General features: G+C 71.6%; 17 protein-coding genes. 15 read left to right on the forward strand and 2 right to left on the reverse strand.

The window, feature by feature from the left end; genetic code table 11:
• The first annotated feature begins 271 nt into the window (after nt 1-271).
• Nucleotides 272-751: an Lrp/AsnC family transcriptional regulator gene (locus VE546_RS13965; RefSeq protein WP_324922128.1), complete on the forward strand. Its 480-nt coding sequence runs from the start codon at nt 272-274 to the stop codon at nt 749-751.
• Complete coding sequence (locus VE546_RS13970; RefSeq protein WP_324922130.1) at nt 748-2,115, forward strand: aspartate aminotransferase family protein; 1,368 nt, start codon at nt 748-750, stop codon at nt 2,113-2,115. Before VE546_RS13965 ends, VE546_RS13970 begins: the two co-directional genes overlap by 4 nt.
• Nucleotides 2,116-2,244: 129 nt before the next feature.
• On the opposite strand, the gene VE546_RS13975 is transcribed toward VE546_RS13970, so the two are convergent.
• A complete protein-coding gene (locus tag VE546_RS13975) occupies nt 2,245-2,769 on the reverse strand; it encodes a GNAT family N-acetyltransferase (RefSeq protein WP_324922132.1) in 525 nt (174 codons plus the stop codon).
• Between the two features lie 757 nt (nt 2,770-3,526).
• On the opposite strand from VE546_RS13975, the gene VE546_RS13980 reads away from it, so the two are divergent.
• Genes VE546_RS13980 through VE546_RS14040 form a run of 13 tightly spaced genes read left to right on the forward strand, consistent with a single transcriptional unit; the run spans nt 3,527 to nt 16,396 of the window.
• Nucleotides 3,527-4,414, forward strand: a complete 888-nt coding sequence (locus VE546_RS13980) for a fatty acid desaturase (RefSeq protein WP_324922134.1) — start codon at nt 3,527-3,529, stop codon at nt 4,412-4,414.
• A complete protein-coding gene (locus VE546_RS13985; protein ID WP_324922136.1) occupies nt 4,411-5,346 on the forward strand; it encodes a class I SAM-dependent methyltransferase in 936 nt (311 codons plus the stop codon). The genes VE546_RS13980 and VE546_RS13985 overlap by 4 nt, the downstream gene beginning before the upstream one ends.
• Nucleotides 5,347-5,381: 35 nt before the next feature.
• Entirely contained in the window at nt 5,382-6,317 is a 936-nt protein-coding gene (locus VE546_RS13990; protein WP_324922138.1) for a glycosyltransferase, read from the forward strand.
• A gap of 26 nt (nt 6,318-6,343) precedes the next feature.
• Nucleotides 6,344-7,597, forward strand: coding sequence for a nucleotide sugar dehydrogenase (locus VE546_RS13995; protein ID WP_324922140.1), 1,254 nt, complete (start codon nt 6,344-6,346; stop codon nt 7,595-7,597).
• Nucleotides 7,594-8,526, forward strand: coding sequence for a TIM barrel protein (locus VE546_RS14000; RefSeq protein WP_324922141.1), 933 nt, complete (start codon nt 7,594-7,596; stop codon nt 8,524-8,526). Before VE546_RS13995 ends, VE546_RS14000 begins: the two co-directional genes overlap by 4 nt.
• A complete protein-coding gene (locus tag VE546_RS14005; RefSeq protein WP_324922143.1) occupies nt 8,523-9,725 on the forward strand; it encodes a DegT/DnrJ/EryC1/StrS family aminotransferase in 1,203 nt (400 codons plus the stop codon). Before VE546_RS14000 ends, VE546_RS14005 begins: the two co-directional genes overlap by 4 nt.
• Nucleotides 9,722-10,771 carry an NAD-dependent epimerase/dehydratase family protein gene (locus VE546_RS14010; protein ID WP_324922145.1) on the forward strand — a complete coding sequence of 350 codons (1,050 nt, stop codon included), beginning with the start codon at nt 9,722-9,724 and terminating at the stop codon, nt 10,769-10,771. The genes VE546_RS14005 and VE546_RS14010 overlap by 4 nt, the downstream gene beginning before the upstream one ends.
• Nucleotides 10,768-12,006, forward strand: coding sequence for a DegT/DnrJ/EryC1/StrS family aminotransferase (locus VE546_RS14015; RefSeq protein WP_324922146.1), 1,239 nt, complete (start codon nt 10,768-10,770; stop codon nt 12,004-12,006). The genes VE546_RS14010 and VE546_RS14015 overlap by 4 nt, the downstream gene beginning before the upstream one ends.
• Nucleotides 12,007-12,015: 9 nt before the next feature.
• Nucleotides 12,016-12,969, forward strand: a complete 954-nt coding sequence (locus tag VE546_RS14020; protein ID WP_324922148.1) for a GNAT family N-acetyltransferase — start codon at nt 12,016-12,018, stop codon at nt 12,967-12,969.
• A complete protein-coding gene (locus VE546_RS14025) occupies nt 12,966-13,658 on the forward strand; it encodes a WbqC family protein (protein WP_324922150.1) in 693 nt (230 codons plus the stop codon). Before VE546_RS14020 ends, VE546_RS14025 begins: the two co-directional genes overlap by 4 nt.
• Nucleotides 13,655-14,359: a PIG-L deacetylase family protein gene (locus VE546_RS14030; RefSeq protein WP_324922152.1), complete on the forward strand. Its 705-nt coding sequence runs from the start codon at nt 13,655-13,657 to the stop codon at nt 14,357-14,359. The genes VE546_RS14025 and VE546_RS14030 overlap by 4 nt, the downstream gene beginning before the upstream one ends.
• Nucleotides 14,349-15,155 carry a class I SAM-dependent methyltransferase gene (locus VE546_RS14035; RefSeq protein ID WP_324922154.1) on the forward strand — a complete coding sequence of 269 codons (807 nt, stop codon included), beginning with the start codon at nt 14,349-14,351 and terminating at the stop codon, nt 15,153-15,155. The genes VE546_RS14030 and VE546_RS14035 overlap by 11 nt, the downstream gene beginning before the upstream one ends.
• Nucleotides 15,152-16,396 (forward strand): MFS transporter, encoded by a 1,245-nt coding sequence (locus VE546_RS14040; protein WP_324922155.1) that lies wholly within the window; start codon nt 15,152-15,154, stop codon nt 16,394-16,396. Before VE546_RS14035 ends, VE546_RS14040 begins: the two co-directional genes overlap by 4 nt.
• A 171-nt stretch (nt 16,397-16,567) precedes the next feature.
• Here VE546_RS14040 and VE546_RS14045 read toward each other — a convergent pair whose 3' ends face one another.
• Nucleotides 16,568-17,965, reverse strand: a complete 1,398-nt coding sequence (locus VE546_RS14045) for a gluconate:H+ symporter (RefSeq protein ID WP_324922157.1) — start codon at nt 17,963-17,965, stop codon at nt 16,568-16,570.
• Between the last annotated feature and the right edge of the window lie 5 nt (nt 17,966-17,970).

The raw sequence follows: 17,970 nt of genomic DNA on the forward strand, positions 1-17,970 counted from the left end.
GGCCGGGTTGACCACCTCGGTGGTCCGGCCGTCGGCCGCGTCCTGGAACCGTCCGTCGATGTAGTTGCGCAGCCGGCGCAGTTCGGTGCCCACGGCCCGCCCTCCTGCTCACTCGTCCGATAGATGAGACACCCACCCTAAGTCGTCGGTGCAACGCATTCAATGGCGAAGATCCATCTCCTCGCCGGAATCAGTCGCCTGACCGCGCCTGAGCGACCGAATGAGTTGAGAAGGGGTTGTCCGGTTGAGAAGCCTCGTGCACAGTGGCGCCATGGCTCGTGATGACAAGAAAGCGAACGGCGGCGTGACGATCGACGCCGTCTCCCTGGCCATCATCCAGCAGCTCCAAGAGGACGGGCGCCGCCCGTACGCCGCCATCGGCAAGGCCGTGGGCCTGTCCGAGGCCGCGGTGCGGCAGCGCGTCCAGAAGCTGCTCGACCAGGGCGTCATGCAGATCGTCGCCGTCACCGATCCGCTCACCGTCGGCCTGCTGCGGCAGGCCATGGTGGGGATCAACGTCGACGGTGATCTCGAGCCGGTGGCCGAAGCGCTCGCCGCACTCGACGAGGTGGCCTACGTCGTGATCACGGCGGGGTCCTTCGACCTCCTCGTGGAGATCGTCTGCGAGGACGACGCGCACCTGCTGGAAATGATCAACAAGCGGATCCGGACGCTGCCCGGCGTGCGCTCCACCGAGAGCTTCGTCTACCTCAAGCTGCGGAAGCAGACCTACACCTGGGGGACCCGATGACCGTGAGCAAGGACCTGTCCCGTACCGCGTACGACCACCTGTGGATGCACTTCACCCGGATGTCGTCGTACGAGAACGCCCCCGTGCCCACCATCGTGCGCGGCGAGGGCGTCCACATCTTCGACGACAAGGGCAAGCGCTACCTCGACGGACTCGCGGGGCTGTTCGTCGTCCAGGCCGGGCACGGCCGTACCGAACTGGCCGAGGCCGCGCGGAAACAGGCGCAGGAACTCGCCTACTTCCCCGTGTGGTCCTACGCCCACCCCAAGGCCGTCGAGCTGGCCGAGCGGCTGGCCGGGTACGCGCCCGGCGACCTGAACAAGGTGTTCTTCACCACCGGCGGCGGCGAGGCGGTGGAGACGGCCTGGAAACTGGCCAAGCAGTACCACAAGCTCACCGGCAACCCCGGCAAGTACAAGGTCGTATCACGGGCCGTCGCCTACCACGGCACCCCGCAGGGCGCCCTGTCCATCACCGGTCTGCCCGCCCTCAAGGCACCCTTCGAGCCGCTGGTCCCCGGCGCCCACAAGGTGCCCAACACCAACCTCTACCGCGCACCGGTCCACGGTGACGACCCGGAGGCCTTCGGCCGCTGGGCCGCCGACCAGATCGAGCAGCAGATCCTCTTCGAGGGGCCGGAGACCGTCGCCGCGGTCTTCCTGGAGCCGGTGCAGAACGCGGGCGGCTGCTTCCCGCCGCCACCCGGCTACTTCCAGCGCGTGCGCGAGATCTGCGACCGCCACGACGTGCTGCTCGTCTCGGACGAGGTCATCTGCGCCTTCGGCCGCCTCGGCACGATGTTCGCCTGCGACAAGTTCGGCTACGTACCGGACATCATCACCTGCGCCAAGGGCATGACCTCGGGATACTCCCCGATCGGCGCCGCGGTCGTCTCCGACCGCGTCGCGGAACCCTTCTACCGGGGCGGCAACACCTTCCTGCACGGCTACACCTTCGGCGGCCACCCGGTCTCCGCCGCCGTGGCCCTGGCCAACCTCGACCTCTTCGAGCGCGAGGGGCTGAACCGGCACGTGCTGGACAACGAGAGCGCCTTCCACGCCACGCTGCGGAAGCTGAACGACCTGCCCATCGTCGGTGACGTGCGCGGCGACGGCTTCTTCTACGGCATCGAGCTGGTCAAGGACAAGGCCACCAAGGAGACCTTCGACGACGAGGAGACCGAGCGCGTCCTGTACGGGTTCCTCTCCAACGCGCTGTTCGAGAACGGCCTGTACTGCCGCGCCGACGACCGCGGCGACCCGGTCGTGCAGCTCGCCCCGCCGCTGATCGCCGACCAGCGCGTCTTCGACGAGATCGAGCAGATCCTCCGCTCGGTCCTGACGGAGGCGTGGACCAAGCTCTGACCTCCCGGGGAACGGCGTCCCGCCGGTGGTGCGGGAGGCGGCGTCCGTCGTCTTCCGCACCACCTCCCGTACCGCCGCTCCGGTGGGACCGCGGGCCGCGGCCGGGAGCGGCCGGCCGTCCGGCGAGACTCAGTCCGCGGGAGCGATGTCCCGGCGCATGCAGGCGCGGGGCCAGCGGTCCAGGCCGTGGGCGGCCTCGGCGGCCCGGATCGAGCGCAACCCCTCGGTGACCTCGTCGTCGGCCAGGTACCGGAAGCCGATGCGTTCGTAGTAGGGACCGTTCCACGCCACGTCGGTGAACGTGGTGAGGGTGAGCGCGGGGATGCCCTTGCCGCGTGCCCACCGGGCCACGTGGTCGATCAGTCCGGCGCCGATCCGCCTGCGGGCGTGGTCGGGGTGGACGGACACCTGCTCGATGTGGGCCAGGCCGTCGACGTGGTCGACGAGCACATAGGCCACGGGCCGGTCGTCCCCCGCCGCCTCGTCGACGTGCACCCACGCCCGGCCGGAGGCGATGTATCCGAGGAGGGTCTCCTCGGAGGGCGGCTCGTCGTCCGCGACCGCCTGCATGCCCAGCGGGCGGAAAGGCTGCCCGGCAGCGCGTTCGATGTCCTGGAGGACGGGCACGTCCGTGGGTTCGCCAGGGCGGATCATCGAGTTCCTTTCTTCACAGGGGAACTGCCGTCCTTCGCTCCGTGGGCGCGCCCTCGCCGGCTGCGGGGCCACGGAACCGACGGGGCACCCATCCTGCCCCAGCCCGTCAGGGGGACCGAAACCTCCCGTGCGCCCGGCGCACGATACCGGCCACCCGGCGTCCGCTCTCCGGTACTCCGCCCGCCGGCATCCGGAGCCGGACAGGGCAGCGATTATCTGCCAGAGTAGCGGAGAGTGTCCTGCCGCGGACGTGTCCGATTAGCGCCCTGGTGATGGTGAGTGACCATGTCCTGGCCCTGTGCTCCTCCCGCCCTCACCGTGAGGGCCGGGCCGTGAGTGACTGGTGTGACACCTGATGCGACCTGCCCGCCGTGCCCGCCGGACCGGCGCATTCGCTCGACGAGGAGTACCGGACAACCCGGGTCATCGACATCGCGCCACGCATGGGCCGGACGCACTTGATGAGTCCTACGGTCCGTGAAAATAATCTGACCCCGGAAATGTGTTCAGTGCTTCGCATCGCCTGCTCGGTGCAAACCCGGCTTACCCCTCTGCTCTCGCAATGCCGTATGAATCGTGAGCCGGGTTCCTGTGCGTCCGTACGCCTGACGATATTCGTCATGCCGTCGTATGCGACGGGAAAGGTGGTGGGAAAATGCAGAACAAGCTCGAGGGCGTCGGGAATCCGGGGTCTCCTCACCTGCCCTCCGTGGTTTCCGTGGACGGTGTGAGATGGATCGACTATCGCAGGACCCTCGTGCCTCGCTATTCGATGGTCTGGAGGGACATCGCCGGCTGTTACGCCGCCCTGGCCCTCGGACTGGCCGCCGTGCTCGTGCTGGACTCCCGGGCCGGCGACGCGGCGGGATGGGCCGCCGCCGTGCCGGCGGCGGTGTGGATCGGGTACTGGCTGCACTCGCTCTTCCTGTTCGGGCATGAGGCGGCGCACAGGAACCTGGCTCCCCGCCGGCCGTGGAACGACCGGCTCGGCGACTGGCTGGTGTGGATCCTCTACGGGTCGACGACCGCCGAATACCGCCGCACCCACATGGCTCACCACACCCAGTTGGGCAACCATCGGGACCCGGAGACCACGTACCACCTCTGTCTCTCCGTGATCAACATCCTCAAGGGGCTGACCGGCGTGCACGTGCTGGAGGTCATGCTCCGCAACCGCCGGAACGCGCGCCGCGCGCCCGGCGGCAGGCGGCAGGGGGGCGGCACGGCGCTCGCGTCGCTGCGCACCGTGGCCGTCCACGCCGCGCTCCTCAGCGCCCTGGTCCTCGGCGGCGCCCTGCCCGCGGCGACGGCGTGGGCCGCCGGTACCGCCGCGGTGTTCCCGCTGTGCGCGTTGCTGAGGACGGTGGTGGAGCACCGGCACCTGGACGCGCCGTGCGAGACGGACTTCACCCAGGTCGAACACGGCCCGGTCAACCGCCTCTTCGGCGTGGGACCGATCTCCCGGACGTTCGGTGCGGCGGGCTTCAACCGTCATCTTCTTCACCACTGGGATCCGGCGATCTCGTACACCCGATTCGACGAAATGGAGCAGTTCTTCCTCAGGACGCCGCTGGCGGACCGGATGTCCGAGAGCCGCACCAGTTATCCGGCGGCGCTCAAGCAGCTCATCAAGGAGGCGTCGTGACCGAACAGATCATGGATTGCCCGGTGTGCGGAGGGAAAAATCCAGAACTTTTTGCTGAGGCATACGACAAGGAGTACTTCACCAGCGACGAGAAATACCGGTACGCCCGCTGCGAACAGTGCACCGCGGTGTACCTGGACAAACCGCCGACGGACCGTCTGCATGAAATCTATCCCCCGAACTACTACTCTTACGGGGGCATCGAGAACTCCACCACGTTCACCGAGCGCGTCAAGGCGCGGCTCGACAGGAGGATGCTGCGCAAAGTACTGCGGGGGATACCGGGACGCCGACTGCGGGTGCTGGACATCGGCGGCGGCGCCGGCTGGATGCTCGACGTGGCCCGGGCAGCCAGTTCCCGGGTGGCCGAGACGCACGAGGTGGACCTCAAGAAGGAGCCCGCGGAGGCGGCCGAACGGGCGGGGCACGTCTACCACTGCATGGCCGTGGAGGACTTCACCTCCTCCCAGCGATTCGACCTGATCATGATGCTCAGCATCATCGAGCACGTCCCCGACCCCAGGAGCGTGCTGCGGCGGATGGCCGACCTCCTCACCGACGACGGCCTCCTGCTGGTCAAGACGCCCAACACCGCGACCCTGGACTGCCGCCTCTTCCGCCACCGCAACTGGGGCGGCTTCCACTGCCCCCGCCACTTCGTGCTCTTCACCGCCGCGGGACTCGCCCGGCTCGGCGCGGAGTGCGGACTGGAGGTCGTCAGGAGCCAGTACACGCAGGGAGCCCCGCAGTGGGCGCTGAGCGTGATGGCCTGGCTGAGCGACCGGGGCATGCTGCGGATCAGCGCCGACCGGCCGGCCTACACCCACCCCGTCTACGAACTCCTCACCGCGCTGTTCGCGGCCGTCGACTACGCCCGGTTGCCCTTCGCGCCCACCGCACAGATCGTCGTGACCTTCCGACGGGCTCGGTGACGGACTCCCACAACCACTGACCGGCAGGAGGAACCGTGGCAACACCAGCCGTACCGAATCCGCACGCCCGGGACCAGGAGGTGGACCTCACCTTCGGGATACCCATGTACAACGAGGAGGCGATCGTCGAGGAGGCCGTCCGCAGGGTCGTGGCCGTCGGTGAGAAGTGGGGACGCCCCTACGAGGTGCTGGCAGTCGACGACGGCAGCCGGGACGCCACCCCCGACCTCCTCTCGCAACTGACCGCCGTGTATCCGACGCTCCGCTGGGTGCAGCTGCGCCCGAACTGCGGGCAGCCCGCGGCGAGCAAGGCCGCCATGCTCGCGGCGAACGGCCGCATGGTCGCGGTCCTGGACGCGGACCTCCAGACTCCTCCGGAACTCGTGCCGCGCCTCGCCGAGAGCCTCGACGAGCAGGGTCCCGAGGTCGACGCCGTCTTCGGGACGACGTCCACCGGCAAACGGGACGACCCCGTACGGCTGCTCGTGGGCCAGGCGGTCTTCTACTTCCTCCAGACGCACCTGTCGCGCAACGCGCTGCCCCACGGTGCCAGCTCCTTCTTCGTGATGCGCCGGCAGACCGCGCGGCGTGTGGCGCGCCTCGACTTCACGCTGGGCAACATCGGAGCCGTCATGTCCGCCGCCGGCATGAAGGCGGCGGCCGTCACCTACGTCAAGCCCGCCAGCTATCGCAGCTCCTCGCGGCTGGGACTGCGCGGGCACGTCGAGGAGGCGGTGGGTTCGCTGGCCCTGACCGGCGCCCTCGGGCGCCTCTGCGCGGCGGGTGCCTCCCTCGGCTCCCTCGGTGCCCTCGGCGCCCGCGCCTCCCGCCCCGGCCGGGCGCTCTCGCTGGCCGCGGCGGGTGCCTCCCTGGGCGTGTGGGCCGCCGCCGAGCGCTATGCGCGAAGGGCCCTGTGGGCCTCCGAAGCCCCCTTACCGATCTTCGAGGGCCCCGCCGCGAGCCGGGTCTGACCAAAGACGAGGGAATCGAGACCAACGTGCAGTCAGTCACCGTTGTAGGACAGGGCTACGTCGGTTTGGCAGCATCAGTGGCAGTGGCGTCAGCGGGTTACACCGTGCACGCCGCCGAGTCGGATCCGCGCAGGTTGGCCGCACTCCGCGAGGGACGGAGCTACATCCCGGACGTCTCCTCCGCCGCCATCCGCGAGGCCATGGCCCGCGGGAGGTTCCATCCCGTGGCCGACGCGCGGGACGCGCCCCCCGCCGACGTCTACCTGATCGCGACCCCCACACCCGTCACCGAGGAGAACCTCCCCGACCTCAGCCTGCTGGACACCGCGCTGGAGTCCATCGCCCCCACCGTGAGGCCGGGCGCCCTGGTCGTGCTGGAGTCGACGGTCTACCCGGGCGCCCTGCGGCAGTACGTCGCCCCGCGGCTGACCGAGCTGTCCGGCCTCCGCGCCGGCGCGGAGGTGCACCTCGCCTACAGCCCCGAGCGGGTCGACCCCGGACGCGGCCGGTCGCTCGGCGGCATCGCCAAACTGGTCTCCGGTCTGGACGAGAGGTCGGGAAAGCTCGCCCGGGCCTTCTACGAGACCGTGTTCAGCTCGGTCGTCGAGGTGTCGAGCAGCGAGGTCGCCGAGTTCGCGAAGCTCTTCGAGAACACCTTCCGCTACGTGAACATCGCCTTCGTCAACGAGCTGAGCAAGGCCGCCCACGCGATGAACATCCCCTTCCGCGAGGTGGTGGCCGCCGCTTCCACGAAGGGATTCGGCTTCATGCCGTTCCACCACGGCCCCGGAGCGGGCGGCCACTGCCTGCCGAACAACGTCCACTACCTGAACCATGCCCTGCGCCAGGCGGGCTTCCCCAGCTCCCTCCTCGAAGCCGCCGAGGACATCAACCGCTCCATGCCGGAGTACGCCGTCGAAAGGCTGCGGGAACTGCTTGAGGGCCGGAACATCCCGTTGAACCGGTCCCGCATCCTACTGCTCGGACTGGCGTTCAAGGCGGGCGTGGCCGACGTGCGCAACTCGCCCGCCCGGGACATCGGAGACCTGCTGGCCACGGCCGGAGCCCAGGTCCGGGTGGCCGATCCCTGGGTCCCGCCGGAAGAGGTCGCCGCCCCGCTGGTCGCGGTGGAACTCACCGCGCAGGAATGCGCGGCGGCCGACGCGGTGGTGCTGGCCACCGACCACGAGGAGGCCGACTACCAACTGGTGCTGGACTCGGCGCGGCTGATCCTGGACTGCCGCGGTCGTCTGAGGTCCCGTGAGGTCGTACAGCTGTGACCGCCACGGGAATCGAGCTGCGGCTCACCTTCGACGGAATGCGGCCCGAGCAGATCGAGCGGCGGTGGGCCGGAGAGGTCGGCGGACTGGAAGCCTACGTGTTCGACGCCGCCGAACTGGCCGAGCCGTCCGGATGGGAGCGGTTCCGGCGCAGCCTGCGGCACGCGCGCCGTGCCGCGGGCGAACAACTGACCTGTCACTTCCCGACGGAGAACGCCGACTGGGTCACGGACCGGACGGCCTTCACGACGCTGCTGCGGTTCTGCCACGTCGCGGCCGAGTCCGGTGCCGCGGGCGTGGTGCTGCACTCCAACCAGTTCGTGCGGCAGGAGGACTGGCGCCACTACGACCTCGCGGACGCCCGGGCCCGGGTGACCGAGCGGCTGGCGGAACTCGACCGCCGCCTGGACGGCGCGCCGCTGTGGATCGGGGTGGAGAACATGCCGGTGATCGGTGCCGAAGGCGACGACTACGACGCGGTGTTCGTCACGCCGGCCGACTTCACGCCCCTGCTGCAACTGGAATCGCCGCGGATCGGGGTCACCTGGGACGTGTGCCACTGGGCGGTGACCTGCGCCACCGCGGCGTCCGTGGCGCAACTCCAGCGCCGGGAGCCGGAGGTGACGGCCGACGACCTGCCGGTCCTCCCGATCCGGCACATCCACTTCGGCTCCTACCGCGGCATGGCGATGCCCTTCCGCCCCGAGGTCTGCCACGAGGGCGTTCCGCCGCAGGAAGGTGACGCCGCCGAGGACCTCCTGGCCCGGATGCTCCTCAGGGCGGCCGACGCGGCCCCCACGACCGTGGGGGTCGTCCTGGAGATCCAGGAGCAGGACTACCTGGCGCGGAAGAACTGCTGGCGGACGCTGGACTGGCTGTTGTCCCGGCCGGACATCGCAGCCCGCCTCGGAGACGGAGGACGCCGATGAGCGGCTTCATCCCCTACGCACGACCGCACTGGACGGCCGAGGAGTCCCGGGCGCTGGACCGCGTGCTGGAGTCGGGCATGTGGACGGGCGGTGACCGGGTGCCGGAGTTCGAACGGGAACTCGCCGCGCTCACCGGCGCCCCGACCGTGGTGCTGTCCAGCGGCACGGCAGCCGTGTTCGCGCTGCTGCACCTGCTCGGCACCCGCTCCCGGGGACCGCGGCTGCTGGTGACCCCCACCCTGACCTTCGCCGCCGCACCGGCCTCCGCCAGGTTCCTGGGGTGGGACGTCGCGTTGTGCGACGTGCGGTCCGACGACCTCACGATCGACGCCGACCGGCTCGGACCGCTGCTGGAACGGGTGCACCGCGACTACGCGCGGATCGTGGTCATGCCCGTGCACTACGCCGGGCACAGCTGCGACCTGCCGGCGGTGTCCGCGGTGTGCGAGCGGTACGGTGCGACGCTCGTCGAGGACGCGTGCCACGCCATCGGCGGCCGTTACGACGGGGAGCACTCCGTGCCGGTGGGGGCCTGGCCCGGTTCGCTGGCCGCCTACTACAGCTTCCACCCCACCAAGCCGGTCGCCGCGGGGGAGGGCGGTGCCGTCGCCACGCGGGATCCCGTACTCCTGGAGGAACTGCGCGCGTTCCGCAACCACAACATGGTCCCCGTGCCCCGCCACACGGACGACCACTCCCCGTGGCCGTACTCGATCGACCTGCCCGGCATGAACCTGCGGCTGTCGGAGTTCCACGCCGCCGTCGGGCTGGTGCAGGCGCGCCGGGCCGAGGAAGCCAGACGGAACAGAGCGCGCCTGGCCGACCGGTACCACGCCGCCCTGGCGGAACTGCCCGCCGTGCGGGCCGTACCGCCCGTCCGGCGGCCCGGCTCGGCGCACCACCTGTTCCCCGTCGTCCTCGACCTGCCGCGGATGGGACTGGGCAAGCCGCAACTGCTGGCCGAACTGCGCGCCCGGGGCATCGGCTGCCAGGTCCACTACACCCCTCTGCACCGCCTCCCCGCCTTCGCGGACACCCCCGCCCGGCTGAGGACGGAGTTCCCCGTCGCCGACGCGGTCTTCCCCCGGCTCGTCTCCCTGCCGCTCTGGCACGGCATGCGCGACACCGACCAGGAACGAGTCACCGACGCACTGGCGGACCTGGTGCTCCGCCGACCCATCCCCGGAGGAATCCGATGACCGATCCCCGACCGCGAGGCGCCCGCCGCGTCCTGATCACCGGCGGATTCGGTTTCCTGGCCACCTGGATCGCCGCCGGACTGCTGCGCGGGGGCCACCAGGTGGTCCTGGTGGACTCCCGCCACACGGTGGAGGGCAGTCCGGCGGGACTCGCCGGCCTGCCCGGCCTACCCGGCGTCAGGACCGTGCCCGGCACCGACATCACCAGGCCCGGCGCACTCGACGGGATCACGGACGTGGACACCGTCGTGCACGCCGCCGCGCTGCTCGGCGTCGGAAAGGTCCGGGACGCGCCGATCGAGACGCTGCGCGTCAACATCGACGGCACCGCGGCGGTCCTCGACTACGCGGTCAAGCTGCCCTCCCTGCGGCGCTTCCTGCTGCTGAGCACCAGCGAGGTGTACGGTGCCGAGGCCAAGGACGCGCACGAGGACGAATGGCTGTCCGTCCGGGTCGGGGACCCCCGCTGGTCGTACGCGGTGAGCAAGGTGACGGCCGAGTCGATGACCGCGGCCTACGGAACCGAACACGGCCTGCCGTTCACGATCGTGCGCCCGTTCAACGTCTACGGGCCGCTGCGGACCGGCTCGTACGCCGTGGGAGCGCTGTGCCGGCAGGCCGTGGCCGGACGGGACCTCACCGTCCACGGAGACGGCGGCCAGACCCGCGCCTGGTGCCACGCCGAGGACTTCGCCAACGGAGTCGTTCGCTGCCTGCACGCCCCCGAGGCCGAGGGCGAGACGTTCAACATCGGGGACGACCGCTTCGGTCTGAGCGTCGCCGACCTCGCCGACCGGATCGCCGCCGCGGCCGGCGCCACCGGCTCGGTCGTCCGCACCCCCACTCCCGGTCCCGACATCGCGTCCCGCCGTCCCGACCTGGCCAAGGCCCGCCGCCTGGTCGGCCACCGCCCGGCCCGCGGCTTCGACGAGGGGCTGAAGGAGACCGTGGACTGGTACCGCGCAGGAGCCGGGCCGCTGACGATCCGCCTGCTGCGCGACGACTGGGAGCGGCCGGCGGACACGACCCCGGGGACGGCGAGGTGACGGCCGTACCGGAGACCGGGCCCGAGGAGGACCTGCGGTACGTGCCGCCGCCCCGGCGGCCCGCGCTCTCCCTCCACGCCGCCCGCATGACACCGGCCCGGCTGGTGGAGGCCCTCGGACGGAGCCTGCTGCCCTCCGCCTCCCTGGCCCGCCTCGGCGGTGAGCTGCGCAGGTCGGCCGGGGTCGCTGACGCGGTGCTCACCGCGTCGGGGCGCGCCGCCCTGCGCCTGGCCCTCGACTCGCTCGGTGCGGGCCCGGGGCGCGAGGTGGTGCTCTCGACCTTCAACTGCCCCGCCGTCGTCGACGCCGTCATCGCGACCGGTGCCCGGCCGGTGCTCGTGGACTTCTCCGCGCGCACCGGCCCGGCCTTCCACACCGCCGACCTTGACGGCCGCATCGTGGTGCTCACCAACGGCCTCGGCTTGGACGAGTGGACCGAGCACGCGGCGTCCCTGACCGCCCGCGGTGCCGAGGTCGTCCTCGACCTCGCGCAGGCGTTGCTGTCCCCCGGGCTGCTGCGCCGTTTCCGGCCGGCCCCGTGCCCCGTCGTGCTGAGCTTCGGCCCCGGCAAGCCGCTGGGCGGGATCGGGGGCGGGGCACTGCTCCACCCCGGGGGCGCTCCTGCCCGGCCGCCGGCGCTGCGGCGGCACCCCGGGGGAGTCCGCGCGCTGTGGGCGGCGTTCACGGCCCGCGCCCTGCTGTCCTCCCCAGCGGCCGTGCGCGCCGCAGCCCAGCGGCGGCGGGAACGGGCGCCCGGCTGGTCGCTGGACAAGGCCGACCACCTGCCCACGGCACCGGGCGCGGTGCACCTCCGGCCGCCCTCCCGGTGGGAGGTCGGCGCGGCGGACGCGCTGTGGTCCGGTGCCGAGGCCGGACGGCGGCGCGCGGCGGCACTGCACGAGGAGGTCCGCCGCGCCGTCGGCACCGAACTGTCGCACGTCCGGCTGCTGCCTTCCGACCCCGACCTGACGTCCGGCATCGAACTGCTGGTGCGGCACCCCGGCGACCGGCAAGCCGTCGCGGCGGCGCTCGCACGGCGCGGGATACCGAGCACGTGGAACTACTACCCCCTGCACCGCATGGCGCCCTACCGGCAGTACGCGGCCGGCCCGCTGACCGCCGTGGACGAGGTGTGGCCCCGCGTGCTCACCGTGCCCAAGCTGGCCCAACCCCGCCTCGACTCCCGGCTCATGGCCGACGCGCTGCGGGAAGCCGACGCCACCGTGAGAACGTAGGAGGGTTCCATGCCCGACCGGCACGGCACTCTTGCAGTGACCGCCCTGAGCCGAACCGAGTGGACGCGGGCCTGCGCCAGGTCCACGCCGGTACTGCCCTTCACCGACCACCGGTGGATCGCGCTGGGTCTCGCCGGCTCGCCCGGAACCCGGTTCGCGCCCGTCGCCCTGCACAACCCGGACGGCGGCACCACCCTGGTGCCGTTGTGCCTCACGCCCGAAGGGGCACGGGTCGGCTGCTTCGGCTACGGCAGCCTCCTGACACCCGGCGGCGAACCGGACACGCCCTGGCCCGACTTCGGCCCGCTGGCCGCCCGGCTCGGTGCCGAGCTGGGCTTCGGTGAACTCCGCACGCTCCTGCCCCCGCCGGGAGTGGTACCCGCGCTGGACCGGGCGGCCGCCCGGTGGCCCCACGTGTCCGGACCGGTGACCTACCTGCTCGACCTCTCCCGCCCCGACCCGCTCGCAGCGGCACGCGGCAGCGTCCGCACCGCCCTGCGCCGGGCGAGGTCCGAGGGGCTGGGCCCCGTCCCCGTGGACACGTCATCGGTGCTGCGGTTGTACCGGGAGACCATGGCTCGCAACGGTGTCCCCGCGCGGTACGGGCCCGGCCTGCTCGACGCCCTGCTCGGAGCGTCCGGAGAACCGGAACGGGCCGCCGCCGACACCGTCGTCACCGCCGTGGGCCGCCGCGGCGTCGCGCACGCCGTCGCGGTCTTCGCGGTCGCCGGGCCGACGGCTTACCACATCATGCAGCTCACCTCGGACGAGGGCCGCAGCACCAACGCGGGACACCTGGCGCTGTGGACGGCCGTCGACGCGCTGCGCGAGCGCGCGGTCGCCACCGCCGACCTGGGGTCCGCCCGGAGCCCCGGCCAGGACCGCTTCAAGATCCGCTGCGGCGCGGCCCCCGTTGCGACCCGGCTCGTCCGGTGGCCTTTCACCGAGGAGGGAGATCGATGATCATCAGTGCGCACCAGCCCGCCTACCTCCCCTGGGTGGGTTACTTCGCCAAGATCGCCCGCGCGGACGCCTTCGTCCTGCACGACCTCAGCCGCATCGGACGCCGCAACAAGCTCAACCGCAACACCATCCGCACCGCCACCGGGGAACTGCTGCTCACCGTTCCGCTGAACGGCGCCGACGTACGCGCCGAACGGCCGCTCAACGAGATCCGCGTCCACGACGACGGCTGGCGCCGGCGCCACTGGAAGGCGATCCGGCTCGCCTACCGGCGCGCTCCCTTCTTCGAGGAGCACGAGGAGTTCCTGGCCGGCTACTACGGGCGCGAGTACCGCACCCTCGACGAGTTGTGCGCCCCCTTCATCGACTACTGCGCATCCGTGCTGGGCCTGGCGGACCGCATCAGCCGCTTGTCGGCCCTCGGCCTTCCGCCGGTGGACCGCACGACCATCGTCCCCGAACTGTGCCGGCACTTCGGCGCGGACACCTTCCTGCTGGGGCCGCACGCCGCCGACTACCTCGACTTCGACGAACTCCGCCGGCAGGGGATACGCCCCGAGGTGTTCGTCTACGACCACCCCCGCTACCGGCAGCAGTACCCCGGCTTCGTGTCCCACCTGTCCGTGCTGGACCTGATCTTGAACTGCGGCCCGCAAGCGGCCGACATCGTGAAGGGAGGATCCGCATGACGAATGTCCTGGCAGTCGTCGCCCACCCGGACGACGAGGTGCTCGGCCCCGGCGCGACGCTCGCCCGCCACGCGGCTCTGGGGGACGAGACGCACGTACTGATCCTCGCGGAGGGCAAGACGTCGCGCGGTCCGCTCGCCGAGGGCGCCGCGGACGTCTCGAACGAGGAGACGGCCAAGGCGTGCGCCCGCCTGGGCGTGACCACGGTGCGGCGGCTGGACCTCGACGACAACCGGCTCGACCGGTACCCGCTGCTGGAACTCGCCCGCCATGTCACCGCCGTGGTCGAGGAGTGCGGGCCGGAGGTCGTCTACACCCACCACCCGGGCGACCTCAACATCGACCATGAGCTGACCGCCCGTGCCGCCATGATCGCCTGCCGTCCGCACGCCAGCCCGGTGCGGTGGCTGCTGTCCTTCTCCACGCTCTCCGCGACGGACGCCGGACACGCGGGCCGCCCCCCGTTCACGCCCTCCGTCTACGCCGACGTCACCTCCACTCTGCAGGCGAAGATCGACGCCATGGCCTGCTACGCGTCCGAGTTGCGGGAGCACCCCCATCCGCGCTCCCTGCACGCCATCCGGCTCCAGGCCGAACTCCTCGGCGCACACGCCGGAATGCCCGCCGCGGAGGCGTTCGCCGTCCTGCGCGGTACCTGGCCCAGCACCCCTCTGAGCCGATGGAGCGGCGATGTCGAGTAATCCCGCGGACCACCACCGCACGACGCTCATGGACGCCGCCTACAGCGACGTCTACGGCGCCATGTACCGCCGCCACTGGTGGTGGCGCGCCCGCGAGCACCAAGTGCTGGCCCTCATCCGGCGCCACGTGGAGAAGGGGGACGGGCCGGGGAAGGTCCTCGACGTCGGATGCGGCGACGGACTGATCTGGGACAGCCTCACTGGATTCGCCCACATCGAGGGCATCGAGCCGGACAGCCGCCTCATCCACCCGGCGTCGCCGCGGCGGGACCGCATCGAGATCGCCGACTTCCTGCGGGGCCGTCCACGCCCGGCGGACCACGACCTGCTGCTGATGCTCGACGTCCTGGAGCACATCGAGGACGAGCACGCCGCCCTGCTCAGGGCGAAGGCGCTCCTCGCCCCCCGGGGGATCCTCCTGCTCACCGTCCCCGCGCTCCCCGCCCTGTGGAGCGAATTCGACGAGATGAGCGGGCACTTCCGCCGGTACACCAGGAGGTCCCTGCGCCGCGCGCTCACCGCGGCCGGGCTGGAGATCATCGACCTGCGCTACAGCTATTTCTGGACCGTGCCGCCCCTGTTCGTCCGGCGCCTGCTGTTCCGCGCGGCAGCCGGCGAACAGAGCCTCTTCCTCAGGCCCCCGCCCGCACCGATCAACTCGGCCCTCCACATGGTGAGCCGGCTCGACCACGCGCTGTCCCGCCGGATTCCGCTGCCGGTGGGAAGCTCCCTGGTGGCCGTGGCGGGAACGCGGCCGGTCCCGCGCGGGCGGCAGGGAGCCGTCCGGAGCCGATGACCGTGCGCGAGGCGTGCCTGCGCGCCGGACGGAACGCCGTCGGTCCGTCCGGCGCGGTGCGGGTCCTGGCCGTCACCGGGCTGGCCCGCGCACTGGGATTCGGGTTCCTGATCACCGTCGGCGCGCTGTACTTCACCCGCACGGTCGGCCTTCCGGCCGGAAGCGTCGGTTTCGGCATGACCGCGGCGGCGGCCTGCGGCGTGGCGGCCGGTGTCACCGCGGGCCGCCTGGCCGACGCACGTGGTCCCCGCGCGGTGACGGTGGCCGCGGCACTCCTCCAGTCCGGTGCGGCACTGGGGTACGCCCTGGCGGACGGCCTGCCCGGCTTCCTGATCGTCACCTGCGTGTCCATGGCGTGCCACGCGGCGTCCGAGGCCGCCCGGGGCGCGCTGATCGCCCTTGTCGTGCAGCACCGCGAAAGGGTGGAGATCCGCGCCCGCCTGCACGTCGTCGCCAACGTCGGGATGTCACTGGGAGCCGTGCTCGGCGGGATCGCGCTCCTGTACGAGACCGATCTCCTCTACCGGGGCTTCTTCCTCCTGTGCGCGGCGCTGTTCGCCGTCACCGGCATCCTCAGCGCCGGGCTCCCGGATCCCCGCACGCGCGGGCGCCCCGAGGACGGGCGACGGGGCTGGGACAGCCTCGGGGACAGGCGGTTCGCCGCGTTCATCCTGCTCAACACGGTGCTGATGATGAACGACGGGCTCATCACCGTGGTACTGCCCCTGTGGATCGCGAGCCGCACCGAGGCGCCGGTCAGCGTCTACTCGGCGATCCTCGTCCTCAACACCGCGGTGGTGGTGCTCTTCCAGGTGCGGGCCAGCAGGGGGACCGGGGACCTCGCCGGGGCCGCCCGGGCGCTGCGCCGGTCGGGAACACTGCTGTTCGCCTGCTGCGTGGTGTTCGCCCTCTCCGCCGGACGCTCCCCCCGGCAGGCCGTGGCGGTGCTGCTGCTCGGCGCCCTGCTGCACGTCATCGGCGAGATGCTGTGCAGCGCGGGCGCCTGGTCGCTGTCGTTCGAGCTGGCGCCCGAGCACGCACACGGGCAGTACCAGGGGATGTTCACCACGTCGATCCAGCTCAGCTCCATGCTGGCCCCCGCGGCGGGCACCGCTTTGGTCCTCGGCCTCGGCACCACGGGCTGGCTGGTGATGGCGGCGGTGATGCTGACGGCCGGAACGGCCTGCACGGCCGTGGCCCGCATGCCCGGTCCGGACCGGGACCGTGCGGTCGGCGGGTGACTCCCGGGACGGGACGGCGGCATCCCGGGGAGGAGGTCAGGGCGGGACGCGGGGCTTCCCGGGGGCCGGTGGGGAGGCCGCGATCCGTGCCGCATCCGGAAGGCCCCGCATCCCGCCGGGGACCGTTCCGGGGCGTGCCGCCGACGGGCGGCACGCCCCGGAACGGCGCGCCTAGATCACCAGGGACAGCAGCAGGACCAGGCCGCCGGCCACCACCGAGATGATGGTCTCCATGACCGACCAGGTCTTGACGGTCTGGCCGATGTTCAGCCCGAAGTACTCCTTGACCAGCCAGAATCCGGCGTCGTTGACATGGCTGAAGAAGAGCGAGCCCGCGCCGATCGCGAGCACCAGCAGGGCCGCGTGCGTGGCCGACATGTCGGCGGCCAGGGGGGCCACCAGCCCGGCCGCGGAGATGGTCGCGACGGTCGCCGAGCCGGTGGCCAGGCGGATGGCCACCGCGATCAGCCAGCCCAGCAGCAGCGCCGGGATCGACCAGTCCTCGGAGAAGTCCAGGATCATCTGGCCCACGCCGACGTCGATGAGGGTCTGCTTGAAGCCGCCGCCGGCCCCGACGATGAGCAGCACGCCGGCGATGGGCGCGAGCGACGTCTCGACGATCGAGGAGATCCGCGCCCTGCCGAACCCGGCGGGGCGCCCGAGCGTGAAGAACGCGACGAGTACGGCGGCGAGCAGCGCGATCAGGGGCGAGCCGATGACGTCGAAGACCCGCTGCACCGTGTGCTCGGGGTCGTCCACGACGATGTCCACCAGCGCCTTGGCGAGCATCAGCACGACCGGCAGGAGCACCGTGGCGACCGTGACGCCGAAGCCGGGGCGCTCCTGCGGGCCCTCGGAGGAACGCTCCGGGATCATCCGCTCGGGGACGGCCACGTCCACCCACCGGGCCGCGTACCTGGAGAAGACCGGACCCGCGATGACCACGGTCGGTACCGCGACGAGCAGGCCGAGGGCCAGCGTCAGCCCGAGGTCGGCCTCGACCGCGTCGATCGCGACCAGCGGGCCGGGGTGCGGGGGGATGAGGCCGTGCATCACGGACAGGCCGGCGAGGGCGGGGATGCCGATGCGCATCAGCGAGTAGTTGCCCCGCTTCGCCACCATGAGCACCACCGGGATCAGCAGCACGATGCCGACCTCGAAGAAGAGCGGCAGTCCGATCACCGAGGCGATGAGCACCATCGCCCACGGCATGGCCCGCCCGCCCGCCTTGGCGAGGATGGTGTCGACGATCTGGTCCGCGCCGCCGGAGTCGGCCAGCAGTTTGCCGAGGATCGACCCGAGGGCGATCAGCACGCCCACACCGGCCACCGTGGCGCCGAGCCCGTTGCTGAAGCTGGTGAGCACCTTGTCGAGCGGGGCGCCCGCCAGGGCGCCGAGCGCCAGGGAACCGATGGTCAGCGCCAGGAACGCGTGGAGCCTGACCTTGGTGATGAGCAGGACGATGACGGCGATGCCCGCGAGGACGGCGATCCCGAGCTGGGTGTGGCCCGCGGAGGTGATCGGCTCGGCGGTATCCGCTGCCAGTATCTCGACGCTGAGTCTGGTCACGTCTT

Origin of the sequence: Streptomyces sp., assembly GCF_035644915.1 — a bacterium.
GTDB lineage: Bacteria > Actinomycetota > Actinomycetes > Streptomycetales > Streptomycetaceae > Streptomyces.